Source organism: Chthoniobacter sp. (genome assembly GCF_040003245.1).
In the GTDB taxonomy this organism is placed as follows: Bacteria; Verrucomicrobiota; Verrucomicrobiia; order Chthoniobacterales; family Chthoniobacteraceae; genus Chthoniobacter.
Window position 1 is genome coordinate 12,393 of the sequence record NZ_JBDUCX010000002.1, and the last position, 18,661, is coordinate 31,053.

Below are 18,661 nucleotides of genomic sequence, written 5' to 3' on the forward strand. Positions count from 1 at the left end.
ATCGGCGATTCGGGCAGGCGGGTAGTGAACGGAGGGAGGGCCGGTTTCGAGGCTCTTGGGGATGGCAATTCAGATAATGACAGGAAAGACCAATGACGCGTTTTGACAGACCGACGACAGACAAAATCACCGTCCCCTGCCCTCAAGGCCGGAGCCGCGGCCTCGCGTACCCGAGGCAGGGCAATCGCCTCCATCCGAGCGGAGGCGAGAAGCCAGCCGGCGGCTGCCCAAAGGGTGGCGACGGCGGTCGCCAGCAATCGTGCCCAATCGTGCCTAATCGAGCCTCCTATTTTTTCCCCGTGGCCGCAGCCCTCGAAAGCGGCAGGTCCGCGGTCGGCCACGAGAATTCAGGACCAGTTCACTCTGGAGCATCGAGAAGTTCCGACTAGTTCCGGGCCAGTCAAATGCCTCGCCTCCCACTCACTTCTCTCTCCGCGCCTCGGCGTCTCCGCGGTTCCCGATCTTTGGTATCCCCGCCATCCAAAGCGGCTTCCGACCAGTTCCGACCCTACAAAATGCCGGCCTCCGACCTTGATTTCACTCCTTCGTGCCTTCGCGTCTTCGTGGTGTCATTCCCGCCACGATTCAAAACCAGTTTACTCTGGAGCTCCGGCCAGTTCCGACCCATGGACAAGCGTATCCTGAGCGCCACCTCCCTCCAGAGCAATCGCCGTCAATCGCCTCCAATCGTGCCTAATCGTGCCTCAAATTTTTTCCGACCTCGCTTGCCCGGCTCCTGGCGCTTCTTTGAGTTTCTGCAACGAAACTCGCCGTCCGCGGGTTGATGTCCTACACCTCCCATTCTCCTCATGATCCGAATCGCTTCCCTCCCCCGTCTGCTCCTTCCCCTCATCCTGGCCGGCGCGACACTCGCCCTGCGCGCCGCCGATGCCCCCTTTCAGCCCAAGGCCGAGCACGTGCTCCTCGTCATCTGGGACGGGATGCGGCCGGATTTCATCAATGCCCAAAACACGCCGAACCTTCAGGCGCTGCTCGAGCGCGGGACGTTCTTTGCCAATAATCATTCGTTCTGGCCGACGACGACGGAGGTCAATGGCACGGTGCTGGCCACGGGAGCGTTTCCCGCGCGCAGCCATGTGGTCGCCAATCAGGAGTACCGGCCCGACATCAATCCGCGCGGCCCGGTGCACACCGAGGACGCCGAGACGATGCGCAAGGGCGATGAACTGACCGGCGGCAAGTATCTCGGCGTAAAGACCGTCGCGGAGGTCGCGCATCAGGCCGGGCAGTCCACGGTCGTGGCGGGCACCAAACCCGTGGCGCTCATTCAGGACCGCGCTCCCGAGCGCCCGGCGCAGCCCCGGTCGGCCACGCTTTTCGCCGGGAAGACCTACCCCGCGGCCCTGCTCGATGCGATCGTCGCCGCGCTCGGACCGAATCCTCCCTACAAGCCGGACCCGACTCACCCGGGGCCGAACACCGACGAGAACAACTGGACGACGCACGCGCTGCTCGAGCATCTCTGGCACGATGGCGTGCCGCGCTACTCGGTGCTGTGGCTCAGCGACCCGGATTTTCCACAGCACGTGAGCTCCCCCGGCGCCCCGGCGGCATTGACGGGCATTCACGACAGCGACACGAATCTCGGCCTGGTCGTCGCCGACCTGACCAAGCGCGGACTGCTCGACAAGACGGACATCTTCGTGGTGAGCGATCACGGCTTCAGCACCATCGGGCGCTCCGTGGATCCCGTGAAATACTACAACGAGCACGGCGTAACCGTTTCCAAGCAATTCGCCTCCCCGCCGGCCAATGGGCAGGTGATGTCCGTCAGCGTCGGCGGCGCCACGGGGCTGTACGTCATCGGTCACGATGCGCCGACAATCGCCAAGCTCGTGGACCTGCTCCAGCAGAGCGATTTCGCCGGGCCGATCTTCACCCGCGACGCGCTGCCCGGCACCTTCGCGATCAACGCCGCGCATCTCGACAGCCCGGCGGCGCCTGACATCATTTTCAGCTTCCGCTGGAACGACGGCGCGAATGCGGTGGGCGCCCCCGGCCTGATCACGGCGGAAGGCAAAGCCGGCCTCGGCATGCACGGTTCGCTCAGCAAATTCGACATTCACAACACGCTGGTGGCCGGCGGACCCGACATCCGCGCGGGCTATCGCGATGAGTTCCCCACCGGGAACATCGACGTGGCGCCCACGATCCTCCACCTGCTCGGGCTTACCTCACCGAATGGCGTGGATGGCCGCGTGCTCACCGAGGCGCTCGCCGACACGCCCCTGCTCACGGAGAAACCGGTGACCAAGCGGCTCGAAGCCAGCAAGGATACCCACACCTGGCAGCAGTATTTGCAGACCACCTCCTTCGCCGGCCGCACTTACTTCGACGAAGGCAACGCCTCCAGCGCGTCTCATTGAGAGCTAGGCGGCTCTCCGCCTTTCCTGCGCGCCAGCGTGCGGAGTTGGCGGACGGGTTGTAAAATCGGGCTGTGGCGCGCCCAGGCTTTGGCCCGATTGCGGAGTGACATCAGGCCCGCCCGAAAGGGCGACGCGGGCACTTCGCCCTCGGCGATGGCGATCTCGTGGTTCATCAGCCGGCTTTTGTAGAAGGTGCTGCCGTTGCCGAGGTCGATCATCCGCAAGCCCAAGTCGGATGCGCCTTCGGCCATGCCGAGCAGGAGCAAGATGCCGGGAGAATAGCGGGCAAAGGCGGGATCGTAGGCCGGCAGCCAGTAGTGCCAGGTCGTCTGCGAGCGCAGCCCCATGTGCGCCGCCACCGGCCGGTCCCCGGCAAAGAGCACCGAGAGCATTCCCGCGAAATCCGCACCCCGAGTCGCCTGCATCCGTTCAATCACTTGCACCACCCACGACAGCGCAAAAATATCCGTCTTGCCCGAGGCCAGATACTGGGCCGATTTCCAGTGCATGAGCTGCTGGAGCAGCGCGGGATCGGCGGCCTGCGTTTCAATTCGCACCACGCCCGCTTCGCGCTCCAGTTTGCGGCGCAAGCCCAAGGCTTTCTTGATCTGCTCCGTGCCGGCGCCCTGGCGCGCCGCAACGTAGGCGGCATAGCCATCCGACAAATCCATCACCGGCGACGACATCGTCACGCGATGAAAGGGGGCAAACGCTTTCTGCTCCGCCAGCAAATGATCGAAGCGCCACGACCGGAGCCCGCAGCGCTGAACCAACTTCACGGCATCCCATTGCAATCCCACCCGCCCGATCATTCCCTGGTAGTCCGACAACAGCCCGCCCATGGGACGGCCGACTCCATCCTGCCCGGCCTCAAAGGGAAAGAAGCCGGCCACGCCCTCATCATCTTCCATGATCGCCACCCGGGCATCTTCCCGAGAGCCCGCGACGGCCATCGTAAACTCGGGACGAAAAAAGGGACTGGCTAACGATGGATCGGCCTTCTGCAAAACCGACCAGGCCGCCACCTCCGCCGGCGTCAATTCCCGCGCGACCACGACGCGCTGGCGCGCCGGAGCGCCCGGGACGCGCGAAGGCGCGGCGCTCATGTCGTCACCAACCGTCGAAACTTCCAATGCCACGCCGAGGCGAGACCGCTTTCCTGCGCGCTGAGATTGCTCACCACGGGATAATTGCCACTCATGCCCAGCCGTGGCAGGCGATCGAGCAACTCACCGTGCTCGGGAAACAGATTGGCCATGCGCGTCGTCAGCATCGTCGCAAAGCCACACGTGCGGGCGATTTCAAACTCACGCTCATTCACTGCGCTGCGTCCCCCGAAAGGATAGGCGAAATGCCGGACCTCCCGTTTGAGCTCTGCTTCGATTTCGAGCTTGGAGTCGAGCATCTCCGCCCGCACTTCCGGGTCGGTCAGTCGATTCAGGCTGTGATGACCTACCGTATGCGCGCCGATCGTGGCCAGCGGATCGGCGGCCAGCGTGCGCACTTCGTCCCAGGTCATCATCAGCCGGCTGGTTTCCTTCATCGGATCATGCCCGGTGGCCTCGCCCAGCGTCGCCAGCAGTGCCTCGCGGTCCCCGCGGCCTTGCTGCCGAATCAAGCTGGCCAACTGCTCAAAAGTCCGCTGCCGGGCGGCTGTCGAGTCGCAAGGCAACTTGTAATGGGTTCCCGCCCACGTGAACCGGAGCGTCTCGGTCGAGGCCGTCATGACCTCGATCTCATGCCACCAGGCGCTCGCCGTCCGCGAAGGGAATCCCGTGGCAATGTTGACCGTGAATGGAATCTCGAACTCCTGAAACAGCGGCAACGCATGCAGCAAATTGTCGCGGTAGCCATCGTCCAGGGTGATCGAGATGAACTTCTTGGGGAGCGGCTGCGCGAGCCGTGCCGGCACCTCGTCGAGCGCCACCGGTTCGAGACCCACCCGCCAGATCCATTCGAGAATCGCGCGCAGATCGTCGACGGTGATTTCCAGCGCGCGGTTGCTCGGCTGCTGGGATGTCTCCCCGAACCGCACAATCCGGTGCAGGACGATAATGCTGCCGATCCCCGAATAGACCGGACGCAAAAACGCCTCGAGCAGCGGCTGGGTACTGTCGCGAAAAGTACGCGGCCGCGCGGGCAGCGCTTCGAAACGCCTGGTCGACGTTTCCGGGGGGGGCGAGGGCGGAATCTCACCCACCCGCACCACACCGGTTCGCGGTTCACTCGCCGAGGCCCGGATGGCGGCCTCCACATCGCTGACCGCAATCATCCTCATGCATTTCAATTCATACGGACAATCTTCCCGCAACCAGCATGGCGCACACGGAACCGCCCGGTAAAAAACCCGGGTCCGGGGGAAGTGATAGCCATCCGGAGACTCGTACCCGCCGTGCAAAATAACACTGGGCACCCGAAAAGCGTTGGCCAGGTGCATCCCCCCCGAGGGCGGCCCGACAAAGACCGTGGCCTGGCTCACCGTCCAGACAAAATCCGCCAGGGAAGTCGTTCCCGCCCACGTATGAAATCCCGGACCAAAATCATCCTGCCCAAAGAGGGCTTCGGTCCCAGCCTCGATGACGTCAAAATCAGGGAGCAGCCCGCGAATCAATTCACGCCACAATTCTTTGGGCCAGACTTTGTTGGGCGTCCACCGACTGGCGAGGGGCTGGATCACCACCACCGGGCGGGAGATGGCCGCAACCCGCCGCTGAATCTCCGCGCTGGGATCGATCTGCGGTGGATCCAGTTGGTTGTCGAAAAAGGAAAAACCCACGCACTCACCGAGCAAGGTAATCAACGGCCGCTTGGGCGGTATGACCCAGCCGTACGTCAACGGCACGGCCCGCAACAGCGCGCTCTTTTCGAAAGGCTCGACCGCGCTCAAGGCGGGATGGTCCCGGAACAAATCCGGGCGGCGCGCGATAAACGTCAAATGGCACTGCGGATTGCGACGCCGGATCTCCCGGAAGACAGGCGTGCACATCAGTTCGTCGCCCAGCCCACCGCCGACCGAGTACACCCGCAGATGGGACCGTTCGTACGGCTTGCGCAACGGCCAGGGCCATCGTCCATGAATCGCTCCCGCGGGACCACGCTCGGTCAGCCACCGCCGCATCGGTTCCATGGTCCGCTCCCGCCGCCAGACGATCGCCTCGATCAAGCGAGTGGCCATCTTCTCAGGTAACATAAGGATGGCGTCGCGTGAGGTAGCGCAGATACATGCGGCGGGAATCTATAGAGCAATTTCACCCCCGACAAGGGAGCACCCGCGGACGCTCCAAAAATTCCCTGCTCCCAACGCCCTCGCTTTGTTTCAATTCGGGAGATCCATAAAAAAGCAAAACAAGGGTGACATTCGACAATCAGCCCCAGCGTTCTCTTGAATGGCGTCCACGTGATCGGTAAAGACAGCTACCAATGCACAAGCAATTTCCTTTCTGGCCTCTGCTTGGTGCAGCGGGGATCGGAGCCATCTTCCTATTCTTATTAACACCCCACGGGCTGACCGTCACCGGCGGCGACGAATTGACTTACATCAACGGCGCGAAAAGTCTGCGCCATGGACTTGGGTTCGTCGTCGACGGAATCCCGATCACGCATTTTCCACCGTTTTACTCACTTACCCTGGCGGCGGCGATGTTCGTCTTCCACGATACCTGGGAGGCCGCGCGATGGGAACAAGTGGCGCTGTTTGCCGGCACCGTCTTCGCCGCGGGCGCATTTGCCTGGGGAATACGCCGGCAGTCTGCAGCCGTGGCCGTGATCACGGCCCTGGTGCTGGCCACGAATAATCTCGGCACCCTCTACGCCAGCGCTTTGTCCGAGGGGCTGTTCCTGCTGGTGGGTCTGTGCGGGCAACTCGCGCTTCTCCGTGGCTTGGAGCGCCGGTCGCAGCCGATGCTCGCCCTCGCCGGCGCGCTGTTCGGCATCAGTGCACTCACGCGTTACTCGGGGGTCGTGTGGATCGGCGCGGGTATCGCCTGTCCGCTCCTCTGGTTTCCCGGCAGGATGTTAGCGCGCGTGAAAGCCGCCGCCGTCGTCGCCGCGCCTTCCCTCTTGCTGGTCGGGGCGCTCTTTTTGCATAACCGCCTCAGTTCAGGCTCCGCGGCGCACCGCTCGTTCGGATTCCATTTGATATCCAAAAGTCACATCACCGAGGCCTTCTCGACCATCCCCTCCTGGTTCCTGCCGGATCGCTTCGCCAACGTGGGAACGGGTGCCGTCGTCGCGCTCGTCGTTGCCGTGTTGATTGCCGCCGCCGCGCGATCCGTGTTTCGTGGAAATCCGGGCGCGGATCGCGCAGAGTCCCGGTCTGCGCGGCTGGCCTTTGGAACAGCGCTCGTCTTTCTGCTGCTTTACACCGCCCATCTCTTCATTGCGATTTCGCTTCTGCACTTCAACACTCCTTTGGATTACCGCCTGCTCGCACCTGTCCAACTCATCGTGCTGCTGCTGCTGCCGCCTTCCATTGCGGAAATCTCCGGATCCTTGCTGGCGACCACTGGCGGCCGATGGCTGGCCGGCGCGGTCGCCGCGGTGTTTCTGCTCGTTTCCACCGGCCGCGCGACCAATGCGATCGAATTCACGAGACGCGAGGGTCGAGGATTCCACAGCGTCTATTTTCAAAAGTGCGCACTGGTGACCAGCCTGCGTTCGATACCCGCCTCGATCATTCTCTACTCCAATAAGCCCGAGGCGATCGAAGGCGCCCTCGATCGCCGGGCAGTTCCGCTGCCGTTTAAAGAGAACCCCATGACGCTTCTGCCGAATGCCCAGTTGCCAGAGGATCTCACTCGCGTGACGGAACAATTGCAAAGCGGCCATGCTCTGCTCGTTTATTTTTTTGAAGAGGGCCTGAAAGCACCGCCAGAAACCGAGCCCCCGACCTTGAGCCGCCGCCACCAGTTCAACGAAAAGGAGCTACTGAAGCTCCTGCCGCTGGCCGTGCAGCAGCGCACGAAGGAAGGCGCGATTTATCGGTTCCGAAAGAGTGACTCGGAGGCCAGCCGCGCGCCGCAGGTTCCATCCAGCCCGGCCGGAACAACTCACTGAATCACGAGGCGAATCCAAATTGCGCTCTATCCCCCGTTCGGTGGCCCATCCGCAGGAATGAATCCGGCGTTTTCTCTCGCCCGGCGGGAAATCCTTCGGGCCAGCGAATGAGATGGCATTTCGACCAACGCGTAGAAAACAACGCCTACCAAAAGGGCGCAACCGATCTCCCCTGCCCACATCCAGAACTTCGTTTTTCCGAAGAAGTCGTCCCAAACAAACCGCGTCAATAGATGCGTCAAATACATGGAATACGCCGCACCACCGAACCATTCGAGGAGCCGATTCGCGGGCTTGGTTCGATGCCACGCGATCTCGCACCGAATCCAGAGATAGGCGTAGAGGGCAAAGATTTGCAGGGAAATGAGGAAGGCGACTCCGTAGTTGCGCATCGCATATTGCGCAGCGAATGCGAGGCCGGCTGCCCCGGCGCGATAACTCCACACGACGAGTGCTCCAGGTTCTTCATTCTCCTTCGATCGGGAAATTTGCTCCGCCAGGTGGCAGCCCAATAACCAGCACGGCAATCCGACCAGCCAGGTCAGGTTTCCCGCACTGAAAAAATTCATGGCACTGTCCAATTTGACCATGGTGACCAAAGCTGCTGCAACATAGGATAGGAGGAGGATCGTGAGCACGGAAGTCTTTGCGAAAGACGCGCGCAAGACCGGGTAGAGCGCGTAGTAAATCATCTCGCAATAGATGCTCCACAGCAACGCCGTCAGGTTCTCTGTCCGCTGGGTCACGCGCAGGAGAATCAAATAGCCGACCACGGGAATACCAATGCGGACCAACCGGGCCAGCAGGAACGGCATCGCCGTAAAGCGACGTCCTGACGCGTAGGGATAGTGGATGCAAAATCCCGAAATCAGAAAGAACGTGATCACCGCGGCCTGCCCGTTGAACCCGGAGGAGTACAACTCGATGAGTATTCGACCGAAGTGGGTATCCTTCGCTGAGGAAAAAACGCGAAAGGGGTTCGACTTATGATAGAAGACGACGATCAGCGCACAAACAAACCGGATGCTATCAAGCCCAGCGACACGTCGCATGGTAATCCTCGGTCGCAGAGGTCCTCGGGGCGCCTGGCAGTGTCATCGTTTCCAGCATACCCAGAATGTGCTTTCGCCAACAGCATGAAAATCCGTTCCCAAGCCTTGGCCATACATCCGGACCATGTATTCACGTTGCTCCAGCCAGTCGGCTCGCTTGGGAACCATGAATATAGTCACCTCGGACAGCGTCCGCTGCACGTCCGGGTGAATGTGCGTATCGACAACCCGGTCGTAATCCCAGTGCATCCCACCTCCGCTCGCGGGCGGGATGCGCAGGCCCAGATTGAAGGGGTTAAACCATGCCGCGACAAAGATGCGATCGGCCGGGCCAGCGTTCTTCGCCAGCAATTCCATCCCGTCCTCCACCCAGCGAGCCGTTTGACGCGATGTCATGAAATTGTCTGTTCCGGTGTTCGCCCACGGACCACTGCGCCGCCGCGTAATCGCCTTGTCCACCTCGCTGTTTTCGGTCGGTTCGTTGAAATAAACCGGAATAGGAATCACGGAGAGCATGCCCGGCAGTCGCTCGGATTCCTTCGCCCAATCGGGCTTTCGTATTTTCCAAAGCGCGGCATAAGCAAGACTTCCCCAGTCGTAGCAAATTCCCGACATCACAAAAACCGCGCAGAGCGCCTTGGCCACGAGGCATTTTGTCAAAAGCGCTTCCCTCTTTTCCGGTGCAGCGCCCATCGGATCCTGCGCCATGGCGCGAAGAGCCATCTCCACCGTGATCAAGCCCGCGACCAGGAAGCCCGGCACCTCGCCGCGCTGGGTGTTAAATGTCGTGACGAACAAACTGACTCCCAGTGCAACGAAGAAATTCATCGGCAACCATCCCCATCCGACCTGCACCGAGGCTTGCCTTCGTTTGCATTCCACCAGCAGCGAAATATGGCCGCCCACCAAGATCAGGAGCCAGGACCAGTTTGCCCGCAAGCGCACGAGCAGACTCTGCACGTGAGACTCCGTGCGGCTCACATGAAGAAGACGCCATTGATCCACAAAATACGCGAGAACCCCACCGGGCTTGATCGCAAGGAGAACGCTAATCAAAAGAAAGCCTGCCAGCAAAGCGGCGGCACGCCTCGCCCGCTGCTCGCTGCTATACAGCCACCACACGCACAGGAAACCCGTGCCCAACAAGAAGTTGATTTTGCAGAAGACACAAAGCGCCACCATCATCCCCGCGAGAACCGCATCCCCGACCATCTGCCGGGTCGTTTCGGCGCTCCTGCGAGGAAGAAGCATGATCAGCATCTGATTCAAGAGTGCCGCCCAACCCATGCGGTTGTATTGCATCGCGTAACTCGTGTGAAAAGCGAATCCGAACGGAGGCCCTTCGCCGCCACCGATATCGGTCCCACCACCCAGGAAGGTGACAGCGACCGGCAAAAGCAGGGTTTGGAACGCGACGGCCAGCCTCCACCACAGCGTCAGTCGCCCTTGCGTGGCGCGCCATGATATGGCCGACATGACGACCCCGACGCACAGCAAGGCCAGCGGCAATCCCGAAACGTCGGAACCACGCAGCGCAAATCCGAGAGCGAAAACACCCAATGGATAGGGACCGATCACCGAATAGAAATCACGATGCGGAACTTGTCCGTTCCAAACGCGCCAGCCGCCATCCAAAAGCACTAGCACATCGTTAAGTTTCTCCCACATGACGGGAAAGCCCGTCAGCCAAATCATCACCGCAAGAGCCACCACCCCTGATACCCAGAGGCCGGCGATCGAGAGACGTTTCGCCCGGGACTCCGGTTCGCCTCCACCTCCCAAACGGTGTTCCAGACTGGCGAGACAAGTGATGAAATTCATGCGGGCGGACAATTTGCTCACGGCTCGCCGGAGACGTCGAGTGACCAGGCACTCTTGGTCAGGAAGGCAGCGGGTTGGTGTGCCCGGCGACCATTGCCAAAAAAGTCACCGTCATGAACCTCAAAATCCAAGGCCCCCGGTATGTGATCGGCCACCTCGTCGGAGGTCAACGCCATCAATTCAATGGAATAGCGGCCCGGCACCAGCGACACATCGGAGGGTATTTTCACCGTGATGCTCCCCGTCGAAGGGCAAAGGTACGGGAAACTGTCGTCCGTATGACTATCGATCACCAGCAACCGCACCTGCTGTTGATCATGGATGTTGATCAAGAAGCGGGCCGGAATTCCCTCCGTAACGGCTTTATAGGTAAAACGAAATGTCATCTCGTCGCCGCAGACGAGAGACGCATTGGCCGTCCCCGGCCCGATGTTCAGCGAAGTGAACCAAATTCGCCCGCTCCCGCGCACCTTGCCCCGTCGAAATTCGAACTGCCCTTTGCTGGAAAAAGCATCGGCCAGGTAAGTCTCGGAAATCTCCCGCATCGGACCAACAGCCTTCAACTGTCCCCGCTCCAAATACAACCCGCGGGAACAGAAGGCCGTAACCGCCGACATATTGTGACTCACAAAAAGCACCGTCCGCCCGGCCCGTGCGACCTCCGTCATGCGCCCGATGCATTTTTTTTGAAAGGCCGCATCCCCGACGGCGAGCACTTCGTCGATAATCAAAATCTCCGGATCGAGATGGGCCGCGACCGCAAACGCGAGCCGCGTCGTCATGCCGCTGGAATAATGCTTCACCGGCGTATCCAGAAAAGTGTCCATCTCCGCAAAGGCGGCAATCTCATCAAACTTTCGCGTAATCTCCGCCCGCGTCATCCCGAGAATCGCTCCGTTTAGGAAGGTGTTCTCCCGCCCCGTTAACTCGGGATGAAACCCCGTGCCGACTTCGAGTAAACTGGCGATGCGCCCCCTGATCCGAATCTCCCCCTCGGTCGGCTCGGTGATCTGGCTGAGAATTTTCAGCAGGGTCGATTTGCCCGCGCCATTGCGGCCGATAATGCCGACGCAATCGCCTTGCTCGACGTCGAAACTCACATCACGCAAAGCCCAGAATTTCTCCGCCGGCTGCTTCTTTCGACCGCGAAACAACGCCGTGATCTGATCCCGCAGGGTGTCGTGCACCTGCGTCCCCAGCCGATATTCCTTGCCCAGTTGTCGAACGGAAATGACAGCCATCGTCAGACGATATCCGCGAAGGTTTTTTCGGTGTTCCGAAAATAGACGAGTCCCGTCACCAGCAAAACAAGACCCACCCCCAGGCTCAGCGCAAAGCCCGGCCAGTAGGGCGTGAATTGCGGCCCGAGGATGCACCACCGAAAGCCATCGATAACGGCAACCAGCGGATTGAGGCAAAACCACATCCACCAGCGCTCCGGCACCACATCGGTCCAGACAAAGCCGACCGGAGTCACATACATGCCCAGCCGCGTGATGAAGGGAACGATGTAACGGACATCGCGATACTTCACGTTCAGCGCGCTGAACCAGGCCCCAGCCGCGAAGGTCACAAAGAATGTCATTAGCAAGAACACCGGCAACAGCAGCAGTTGGATCCGCACGGCCACCCCAAAAATGAGCATGAGGATAAGCAGCACAATAAAGGAAATCCCCGCCTCGACAAAGCCACTGCACACCACGCTCGCCGGAATGATGAGCCGCGGAAAATACACCCGCGAGATGATCCGCGCCGAGGCGACCATCGAGTTGCTACTCTCCGCCAGGGTGTTGGCAAAGAACTGCCACGGCAGCAAACCCGCGAAAGTCAGAATCTCGTAAGGCGCGCCGTGCGAGGGAAACTTCGCGAAACGCCCGAAGAGCACGGTGAAGACCAGCATCGTCAACACCGGTTGCAGCACGACCCACGTCACCCCGAGATAGGTCTGCTTGTAGCGCAGCAAGATGTCACGCCAGGCTAGGAAACCGAACAATTCGCGATAGCGCCAAAGCTCGGCGAAATTGACGGAGATCATTCCCCGCTGCGGGCGGATGACGCGCTCGCCCAGCGCCGCGGGATCAGCGGACATTGGCGGAAAAGACGAACGGCCGGCAAGAGTCGATCATCGGGAAGAAGTGCTGAGTTGCTCCGCCACCTGGCTGGCCGGATCGCTGGGCGGCGCCGACGTCGCGGCCGCCTTTCGCCCGATGACCACCGTGGAAAGCCCGCTCGTGGGCAGTATCCCATCGAGCACCCGAAAGATCGGCGTCAGAATCCCGTAGATCCGCAACTGCCAGGGTTTGAGCGCTTTCTGCCCTCCCAGGGTGTTCGCCACGTACCACGCCCACACGCCGACTTTGTTGAAAAAAAATTGCTTCTCCACTTCCAGCCCGGCCTCGTTCATTTTCCCCTCGAGTTCGCCTTTCGCATAGCGCCGGAAATGCCCGAGTGCCTTGTCGAATTCGCTGTAGAGCTTCATGTTATACGGCACGAGCACCACGATGCGGCAGCCGGCGGGTACGGTCTCAAATAAATTGCGCAAGACCGCGCGATCATCTTCCAAGTGCTCCAGCACGTTGAGAAAGACCACGCTGTCGGGTGCAAAAGCGCGCAACTGCTCGTAGTCCCCGCGCTCTGTCATATCGAGTTTCCCGATCTGGAGATTTTTCTGTGTCGCCCACTTGCCCTTCAATTCGGTCAGATAGTCGATGCGATAATCGGTCAGCAAAACCTGTCCGTGCAGCCGGATATGCCTGCTCAGGTTCCCCCGCCCCACTCCGAGTTCCGCAACCCGGTCGCCCAGCCACGGCTTCACGCTCTCGTACATCCACAGATTGAATTGCGGCGCCTGCTCCAGCGCATCAAGCGTCACTTTTCCCGCGTCGGAATAGTTGCTCGAGAAGCGATACTTGAAGATGAACCACAGCGCGGCCAGTCCATCGCGCCAGGTGATTTTCTTTCCCTCGTCATAGCTCCGGCCATTGTAGTTGATCGGCACCTCAAACATGCGCAGGCGATTGCGCGCCACTTTGGCGGCAATTTCCGGCTCGATGCCGAAGCGGTCCGATTCCAGCGGAATCGCCCGCAGCGAGGCGGCGGTGAACGCTTTGTAGCACGTCTCCATATCGGTGAAGTTCGTGTCATTGAGCATGTTCGAGAGCAGCGTCAAAAAGCGATTCGCCAGCGTGTGCCAGAAATAGAGCACCTTGCGCTCTTCCCCCGTAAAGCGGCTGCCGAAAACGACCTCCGCTTTCCCTTCGAGAATCGGCCGCAGCATCCGTGGATAATCCTGGGGCTCGTATTCCAGGTCGGCATCCTGGAAAATCACCAGGTCGCCGCTCATCTCCTGGATCGCCCGGCGCAGAGCCGCACCCTTGCCCATGTTCTGGGGCTGCTGAAAAACGCGCACATCCGGATAGTCCGCGGCCAGTTGCTGGGCAATTTCCCACGTGCGATCGCGCGACCCGTCGTTCACCACCACGATCTCCCGCTCCAACCCCGCCGGTAAAGTCACCGCGCGCACCGCCTGCAGGCAATCCGCCAGCGTCTCTTCTTCGTTGTAGGCCGCAACGAGAATGGAAAGTTTGCGAAAGGTGGGTGTGGGAGACATCACGCGGAAGGGGAACAATGTTCCAAATTATCAGGGGCAAACAATCAATTCTTCGGGGAGATCAGGTAAAGTTTGGCGGTGATCGGCTGGCGCGTGCCGCGGCGCCAGACGTCGGATTCGCCGATCATCGAAAAGCGATCAGGATACGTCGCGACCAATCGCTTGAGTTGATCGTGATGCTCGCGACGTTTGTCGTCCGGCACCGCATCGTCGAGGATCAGGTAACGAATCTTGCCGCTGGCGAGAAAATGGAGGATGTCCTCCTCCTTGTCGAATGCCGGGACATAGCCGCTGCCGCTCCACGTGCTGCTGGCCAGGGATTTGCTCGCCCGCTGGATCACGTGCCCGGGACGGGACTCGTGCAGGGCGACCTCGGCGATGAACATTCCCTCCCCCGTCGCATCGGACGAAACGAGCGCCACCTCGTCGGGCGAAGCTTCGGCCAGCATCTGTTGAGCGAGAGGAGCAAAGCCGGAGGATCCTTTGGTGGTGATCGGTAAAATTGTGAGAAACATTCCCGCCAGAACAAGCACGGACAGCCCCGCGACGCGGCGGCCATCGGCCAGTTTCCCGGCGATGAAATTGAATCCCGCCGCCGCAAACATCAACGCGGCGGGCAGGGCAGGAATGAGATGCCGCGCTTCGAGCCCCACCGGCGCGATGGATTGGAAGATAAGCACAGACAGGATCAACGCTCCGGCCGCCGTCCATCGGCCCTGCTGCGGGGATCCACGGCGGATTTTGACCACCACCCCCACGCCAAAGAGCAGCAACAGCACAGCACCCAGACCCAGGCCAAATTTTCCCGCATAATACGGCAGAGCCTCGAGAGTGAAACTCCAGGAGGGGTTGGGCTGCAGCCATCCGCCTTTGCCCAAGTCGCGTGTCTTCCACGTCCATGGCCCCGCGACCACGAGGACGATGAATACCGCCAGCCACAGTGCGGGACGCTTGAGCAAGGACAGCCGCCGGGCGAAAACCAACGCCAACGGTGCGGCCAGCGCCAGAGCCAGGCCGGTTCCCTTCGTGAGAATGGCCAGCGCCGCGAGCACCCCAAACCAGATCGCATCGGACCGTTTCTCCCGGTCCAGAAAATCGCCGAAGGCCACGATCGCCGCAAACATGAGCACGGCGCTGAGCGTTTCCGCCATGACCATTCCATAATAACTGCGTACCAGCGGCAGGGAGATCAACACCGCGGCACAAGCCGCCGCGAGCCAGATCCCGAATTCTTCACGCAAGACACGGAATTCCAGCCACGCAAGAATCGCCGCCAGGGAGCACAATAGAAACAGTAGCGAGGTGCGCGATGCGCCGAGGGGCAAGGTCCACGCCGACTGGACGACATAGAAAAAAGGCGGCCAGACTCCCAAGCCGATTTTCGGATAGTGCGTGTAGTAGCGTTCGGCAAACTCTTTGCCGATGCGGATCGGCGAGCCATGGAAGCCGCCGGCGGCATAATGCCCCGCCTCGACCAACGCGTCGCGAATGAATAGACCCGTGACGACGTGCGCGGCTTCGTCGGGATGACCTCCAAATTCGCTTTTGTAGGCCCCGAAGCTCCACTGCCAAAAAAAGGCGAGATCGAAGGCGAGAACGAGAACGATGAGACTGACGACCCAAGGGCGAGCGCTTTTAAACATGACAAAAATTTGGCATTAGCCCGTGGGTTGCGGCTCAAAGCGCGCGAAGACCGCCTTGTGCTGCGACTTGTTACCCGGCTCAGGGCGGCATTCCGTGACCCGCCAGCCTCGGCCGACGAAGAAGTAGTCGATGCGCAGCCACGGTCCAAAGAAGGAAATCGGATTGTGCGTGGAGCCCGGAAAGGTCAGCCCCCAGCCACGTCCGGCATGCGCAAAGGCATCGGTCATTCCACCGGCCAACAGGTGGTAGATATGGCCGTGGTCGGGCGTATTGAAATCGCCTCCGACGATCATCGGTTCTTTTTCCTCCGCCAGGACGGCCGCCAGCGCCTGCGCCAGGCGGATCCGTTCCTGAATCCATTCCCGATAATCCCCGTACGCCGGAGCGCGATGTCTGGATCCTACGAGATCGCCCAACACGCGCCGTCCCCCGATGAAGCGGGAGAGTTGGTCCCGGGGCGTGGGCAAATGGACGCTATAGACAGCGGTCGTGCGACCTTGAAACACGATCTCGCAGCGGGCGGCCACCGGTGCGCCCTGCGACTTCACGCTCTCCACCAGAGAGGCCTTTTGGATGGGAAATTTGCTCACGAAAGCGAATTGTCCCAAATCACTCGAATACATCCCCGGAAACTTCATCACGAGATTTGCGCCGGAGTTCCGCGCGTCTTGCAGGATAATCAGATCGGGCTTTTCCGCTTCGAGAAATGAAATGAACTGAGGGCGATTGCTCTCACCGCAATTAAAAGTCACTGCCTTCAATTCTGACCCGGTAACCGGCGGAACGGATGACCAGCGGAAGGTCATGAATCCGAAGACCAAAATGATGGCGGCGCCGAAATGCCAGAGGATCAACCGCCATCGGAAGAGAAGGCAGACCGGCGTGAGCGCGGCGAGAGGAAGAAGGCATGTCTGGATCGGCGCATAGAGCAACACACTGAAGATCCAGCTCCGCTCACCCCACCATTCCAAGCCGATCAGCAGGGCCAGCAGGCCGATCACGTATCCGGCGGTGAGCCACCCCAGAGCGCGGCGAAACCAATGCAAGGCACGGGCCAGCGTGCCGGAAGTGACTTGGAAGAGAACCTGATCCTCGCGGGCTCCAGTCGACGCTGCGGGTTGCCCCTGGTCCGGGAGGGATGCCGGCTCGTTCATGGCTCGCTCAGGATCCACTCCGCGGGCAGATTCAATTGCGGCTCGGTAAAGTGAGAGAATAAGGTCTGCGCCATCGGGTCCGCCTTGAGCTGCTCGAGGTTTTGCAGGCTCTTGGGAGAAATCTCCGTCTCACCCAGTTTCTTCGCGACCCGGAAGCAGAGTTCGGCCGCCTTCATCCGTTTCTGCAACTGCCAATGCAAGCCGTAGAAGGCGTAAACGTTTCCGAACAGGGGATCGCACTTGAACAGTCGCTGGAAGACGTCCTCGGCGTCGGCATAGCGTCCCATCAAATCCAGAATTTGCGCCTCCTTCAAAAGCAAGCCGGTGTCTTGCGGGAAGAGTTTCAGGGCTCTCTCGTAGTCGGTCGCCGCATCCTCGTGCAAGATATGCGCTGCCACTTCGTCCGGTGCGCTCAAGGTGAGAAAATGCTCCGCCTCCCCGCGATACCCATAGAGAAAGGGGTTTTTCTTTTCCCACGCAAGGCCGCGGTTCGCCAATGCCAAAGCATCGCTATTACGGTCGTCGCGCAAGGCTACGCGGGCCTTCTCCGCGAGAATTTCGCCCGGTAACAATCGAGCCGAAAGTCCCAGCAGGACGACTGCGACCGCCGCGGCCAGCCAGCGCCACCAGCCTGCGGCCTGGACGGGTTGGCCACTCTCCCCCTCCGAATCCCCCATGGGGCGGGCCAATATCCCAAATAGGAAGGCCACGACCAGCGCATTGGCGGGAATGTGCATGTTGAAATCCACCACGGAATGCATCAGTAGCGCCGCGATCGCCGCGAGCGCTCCGATATCCAATGCCAGATCGTTGCTCAATCGTGGAGTGCCGGGTCGAATCTGCTCGAGGACAATCTTCCTCAAACCGGCCATCCCGGAAACAAGGTGCACGAGGAGGAACGCACCACACAGCACTGTCCCGATCAGGCCATATTCCGCCAATAGCTCCAGATAGTCATTGTGGACGTGCATCGGGTCGTTCTGCACCAAGGGGGAACGAAATTGCCGCCCGTAGAAGAGGTACGTGCCGCTGCCGGTACCGGTCAGCGGCTCCAGATGATATTGCGTCACCGCCGCTTTCCACATCAGCAGCCGCATGTTCGAGGGGTCATACACTTGCATCAGTCGCGTGTAGATAGTCTCGCTCTGCGACATGACAAAAAGCGCTCCGCCGAGAATGACGACGGCGCCGGCGAGGATACCCGCGAACATCACCCAAAAGCCGCCGCGACGGGTGAGTTTCACGGCCCACAGACTCAGGATGGCAAATACGCCGAGTCCAAAGACGACCGAGAGATAGCCGCCACGACTGCCGGTGACGGCCAGCCCAGCCAGACACATCAGGGCGCAATAACCCGCCAGGATCCTGATCGCGGGGCGGCTGCTTCCCCAGCACGCCTGCCCCACGGCCAGCATGGCCAGCATTTCCAACAGGCCGGCCAGATGGTTTGGGCAGATATAAAAGCCGCTCGCCCTCCAGCCGTACGGGGAGCGCATGATCCCGGGAAGCAGCATGAACTCATCTCCCTGCTTGAATTGAATCGCGCCGATGGCGACATGCACCAGCGCGAAAAGGAGCAGGATGCCAACCAGGATATGACGCGTCCGCGTGGCGGTGAGGTGCATCACCGTCAGCAGATACACCAACACGGCCCCGAGAATCATGAATAGGTCGGCGCGAGCGAGATAGACCACCGGGGAGGAAAGGGCGCGTCCCACCACCCACGCCGCCAGAAGCGATGCCGTCAAGGCGCAGAGCAGCGGCGGACGCGCCAGCTTTTTGAAGGCCAGAAAAGTGAGCAGCGAAGCGCTGGCCAAAAGGAAGTAAGCGGGCAAGCTAAAGACCAGCCTCACCCCGCCGATCATGACTTGAATGCAGACTAACGACAGCGCGAGGAGCGTGAGGGTAAGGTAACGCACGAATTCAGCAGGAGGAAGG

The 18,661-nt window shown here is 60.7% G+C and carries 12 protein-coding genes; 2 read left to right on the forward strand and 10 right to left on the reverse strand.

Going from position 1 to position 18,661, the window contains the following annotated elements:
- The first annotated feature begins 809 nt into the window (after window positions 1–809).
- Entirely contained in the window at window positions 810–2,387 is a 1,578-nt protein-coding gene (locus ABJF10_RS00435; protein ID WP_348542529.1) for an alkaline phosphatase family protein, read from the forward strand.
- On the opposite strand, the gene ABJF10_RS00440 is transcribed toward ABJF10_RS00435, so the two are convergent.
- Both ABJF10_RS00440 and ABJF10_RS00445 read right to left on the reverse strand, forming a co-directional pair.
- Window positions 2,381–3,493: a GNAT family N-acetyltransferase gene (locus ABJF10_RS00440; RefSeq protein ID WP_348542530.1), complete on the reverse strand. Its 1,113-nt coding sequence runs from the start codon at window positions 3,491–3,493 to the stop codon at window positions 2,381–2,383. The genes ABJF10_RS00435 and ABJF10_RS00440 overlap by 7 nt on opposite strands.
- Window positions 3,490–5,562 carry a polysaccharide deacetylase family protein gene (locus tag ABJF10_RS00445; RefSeq protein WP_348542531.1) on the reverse strand — a complete coding sequence of 691 codons (2,073 nt, stop codon included), beginning with the start codon at window positions 5,560–5,562 and terminating at the stop codon, window positions 3,490–3,492. The genes ABJF10_RS00440 and ABJF10_RS00445 overlap by 4 nt, the downstream gene beginning before the upstream one ends.
- Before the next feature lie 245 nt (window positions 5,563–5,807).
- Between ABJF10_RS00445 and ABJF10_RS00450 the strand changes: the two genes are divergently transcribed.
- Window positions 5,808–7,442 (forward strand): hypothetical protein, encoded by a 1,635-nt coding sequence (locus tag ABJF10_RS00450; RefSeq protein WP_348542532.1) that lies wholly within the window; start codon window positions 5,808–5,810, stop codon window positions 7,440–7,442.
- A 26-nt stretch (window positions 7,443–7,468) separates the two neighbouring features.
- On the opposite strand, the gene ABJF10_RS00455 is transcribed toward ABJF10_RS00450, so the two are convergent.
- The 8 genes from ABJF10_RS00455 to ABJF10_RS00490 are packed head-to-tail and all read right to left on the reverse strand — an operon-like array spanning window position 7,469 to window position 18,642.
- On the reverse strand, window positions 7,469–8,494 hold the full coding sequence (locus ABJF10_RS00455) for an acyltransferase (protein ID WP_348542533.1): 1,026 nt from the start codon (window positions 8,492–8,494) through the stop codon (window positions 7,469–7,471).
- A 42-nt stretch (window positions 8,495–8,536) separates the two neighbouring features.
- Window positions 8,537–10,315 (reverse strand): hypothetical protein, encoded by a 1,779-nt coding sequence (locus tag ABJF10_RS00460; RefSeq protein ID WP_348542534.1) that lies wholly within the window; start codon window positions 10,313–10,315, stop codon window positions 8,537–8,539.
- A 17-nt stretch (window positions 10,316–10,332) separates the two neighbouring features.
- On the reverse strand, window positions 10,333–11,556 hold the full coding sequence (locus ABJF10_RS00465) for an ABC transporter ATP-binding protein (protein ID WP_348542535.1): 1,224 nt from the start codon (window positions 11,554–11,556) through the stop codon (window positions 10,333–10,335).
- A 2-nt stretch (window positions 11,557–11,558) separates the two neighbouring features.
- Complete coding sequence (locus ABJF10_RS00470; protein ID WP_348542536.1) at window positions 11,559–12,404, reverse strand: ABC transporter permease; 846 nt, start codon at window positions 12,402–12,404, stop codon at window positions 11,559–11,561.
- Window positions 12,405–12,437: 33 nt separating this feature from the next.
- Window positions 12,438–13,925: a glycosyltransferase gene (locus ABJF10_RS00475; RefSeq protein WP_348542537.1), complete on the reverse strand. Its 1,488-nt coding sequence runs from the start codon at window positions 13,923–13,925 to the stop codon at window positions 12,438–12,440.
- Window positions 13,926–13,969: 44 nt separating this feature from the next.
- Window positions 13,970–15,568: a glycosyltransferase family 39 protein gene (locus ABJF10_RS00480; RefSeq protein ID WP_348542538.1), complete on the reverse strand. Its 1,599-nt coding sequence runs from the start codon at window positions 15,566–15,568 to the stop codon at window positions 13,970–13,972.
- Between the two features lie 15 nt (window positions 15,569–15,583).
- Window positions 15,584–16,723 (reverse strand): endonuclease/exonuclease/phosphatase family protein, encoded by a 1,140-nt coding sequence (locus tag ABJF10_RS00485; RefSeq protein WP_348542539.1) that lies wholly within the window; start codon window positions 16,721–16,723, stop codon window positions 15,584–15,586.
- Window positions 16,720–18,642, reverse strand: coding sequence for an O-antigen ligase family protein (locus ABJF10_RS00490; protein ID WP_348542540.1), 1,923 nt, complete (start codon window positions 18,640–18,642; stop codon window positions 16,720–16,722). Before ABJF10_RS00490 ends, ABJF10_RS00485 begins: the two co-directional genes overlap by 4 nt.
- Between the last annotated feature and the right edge of the window lie 19 nt (window positions 18,643–18,661).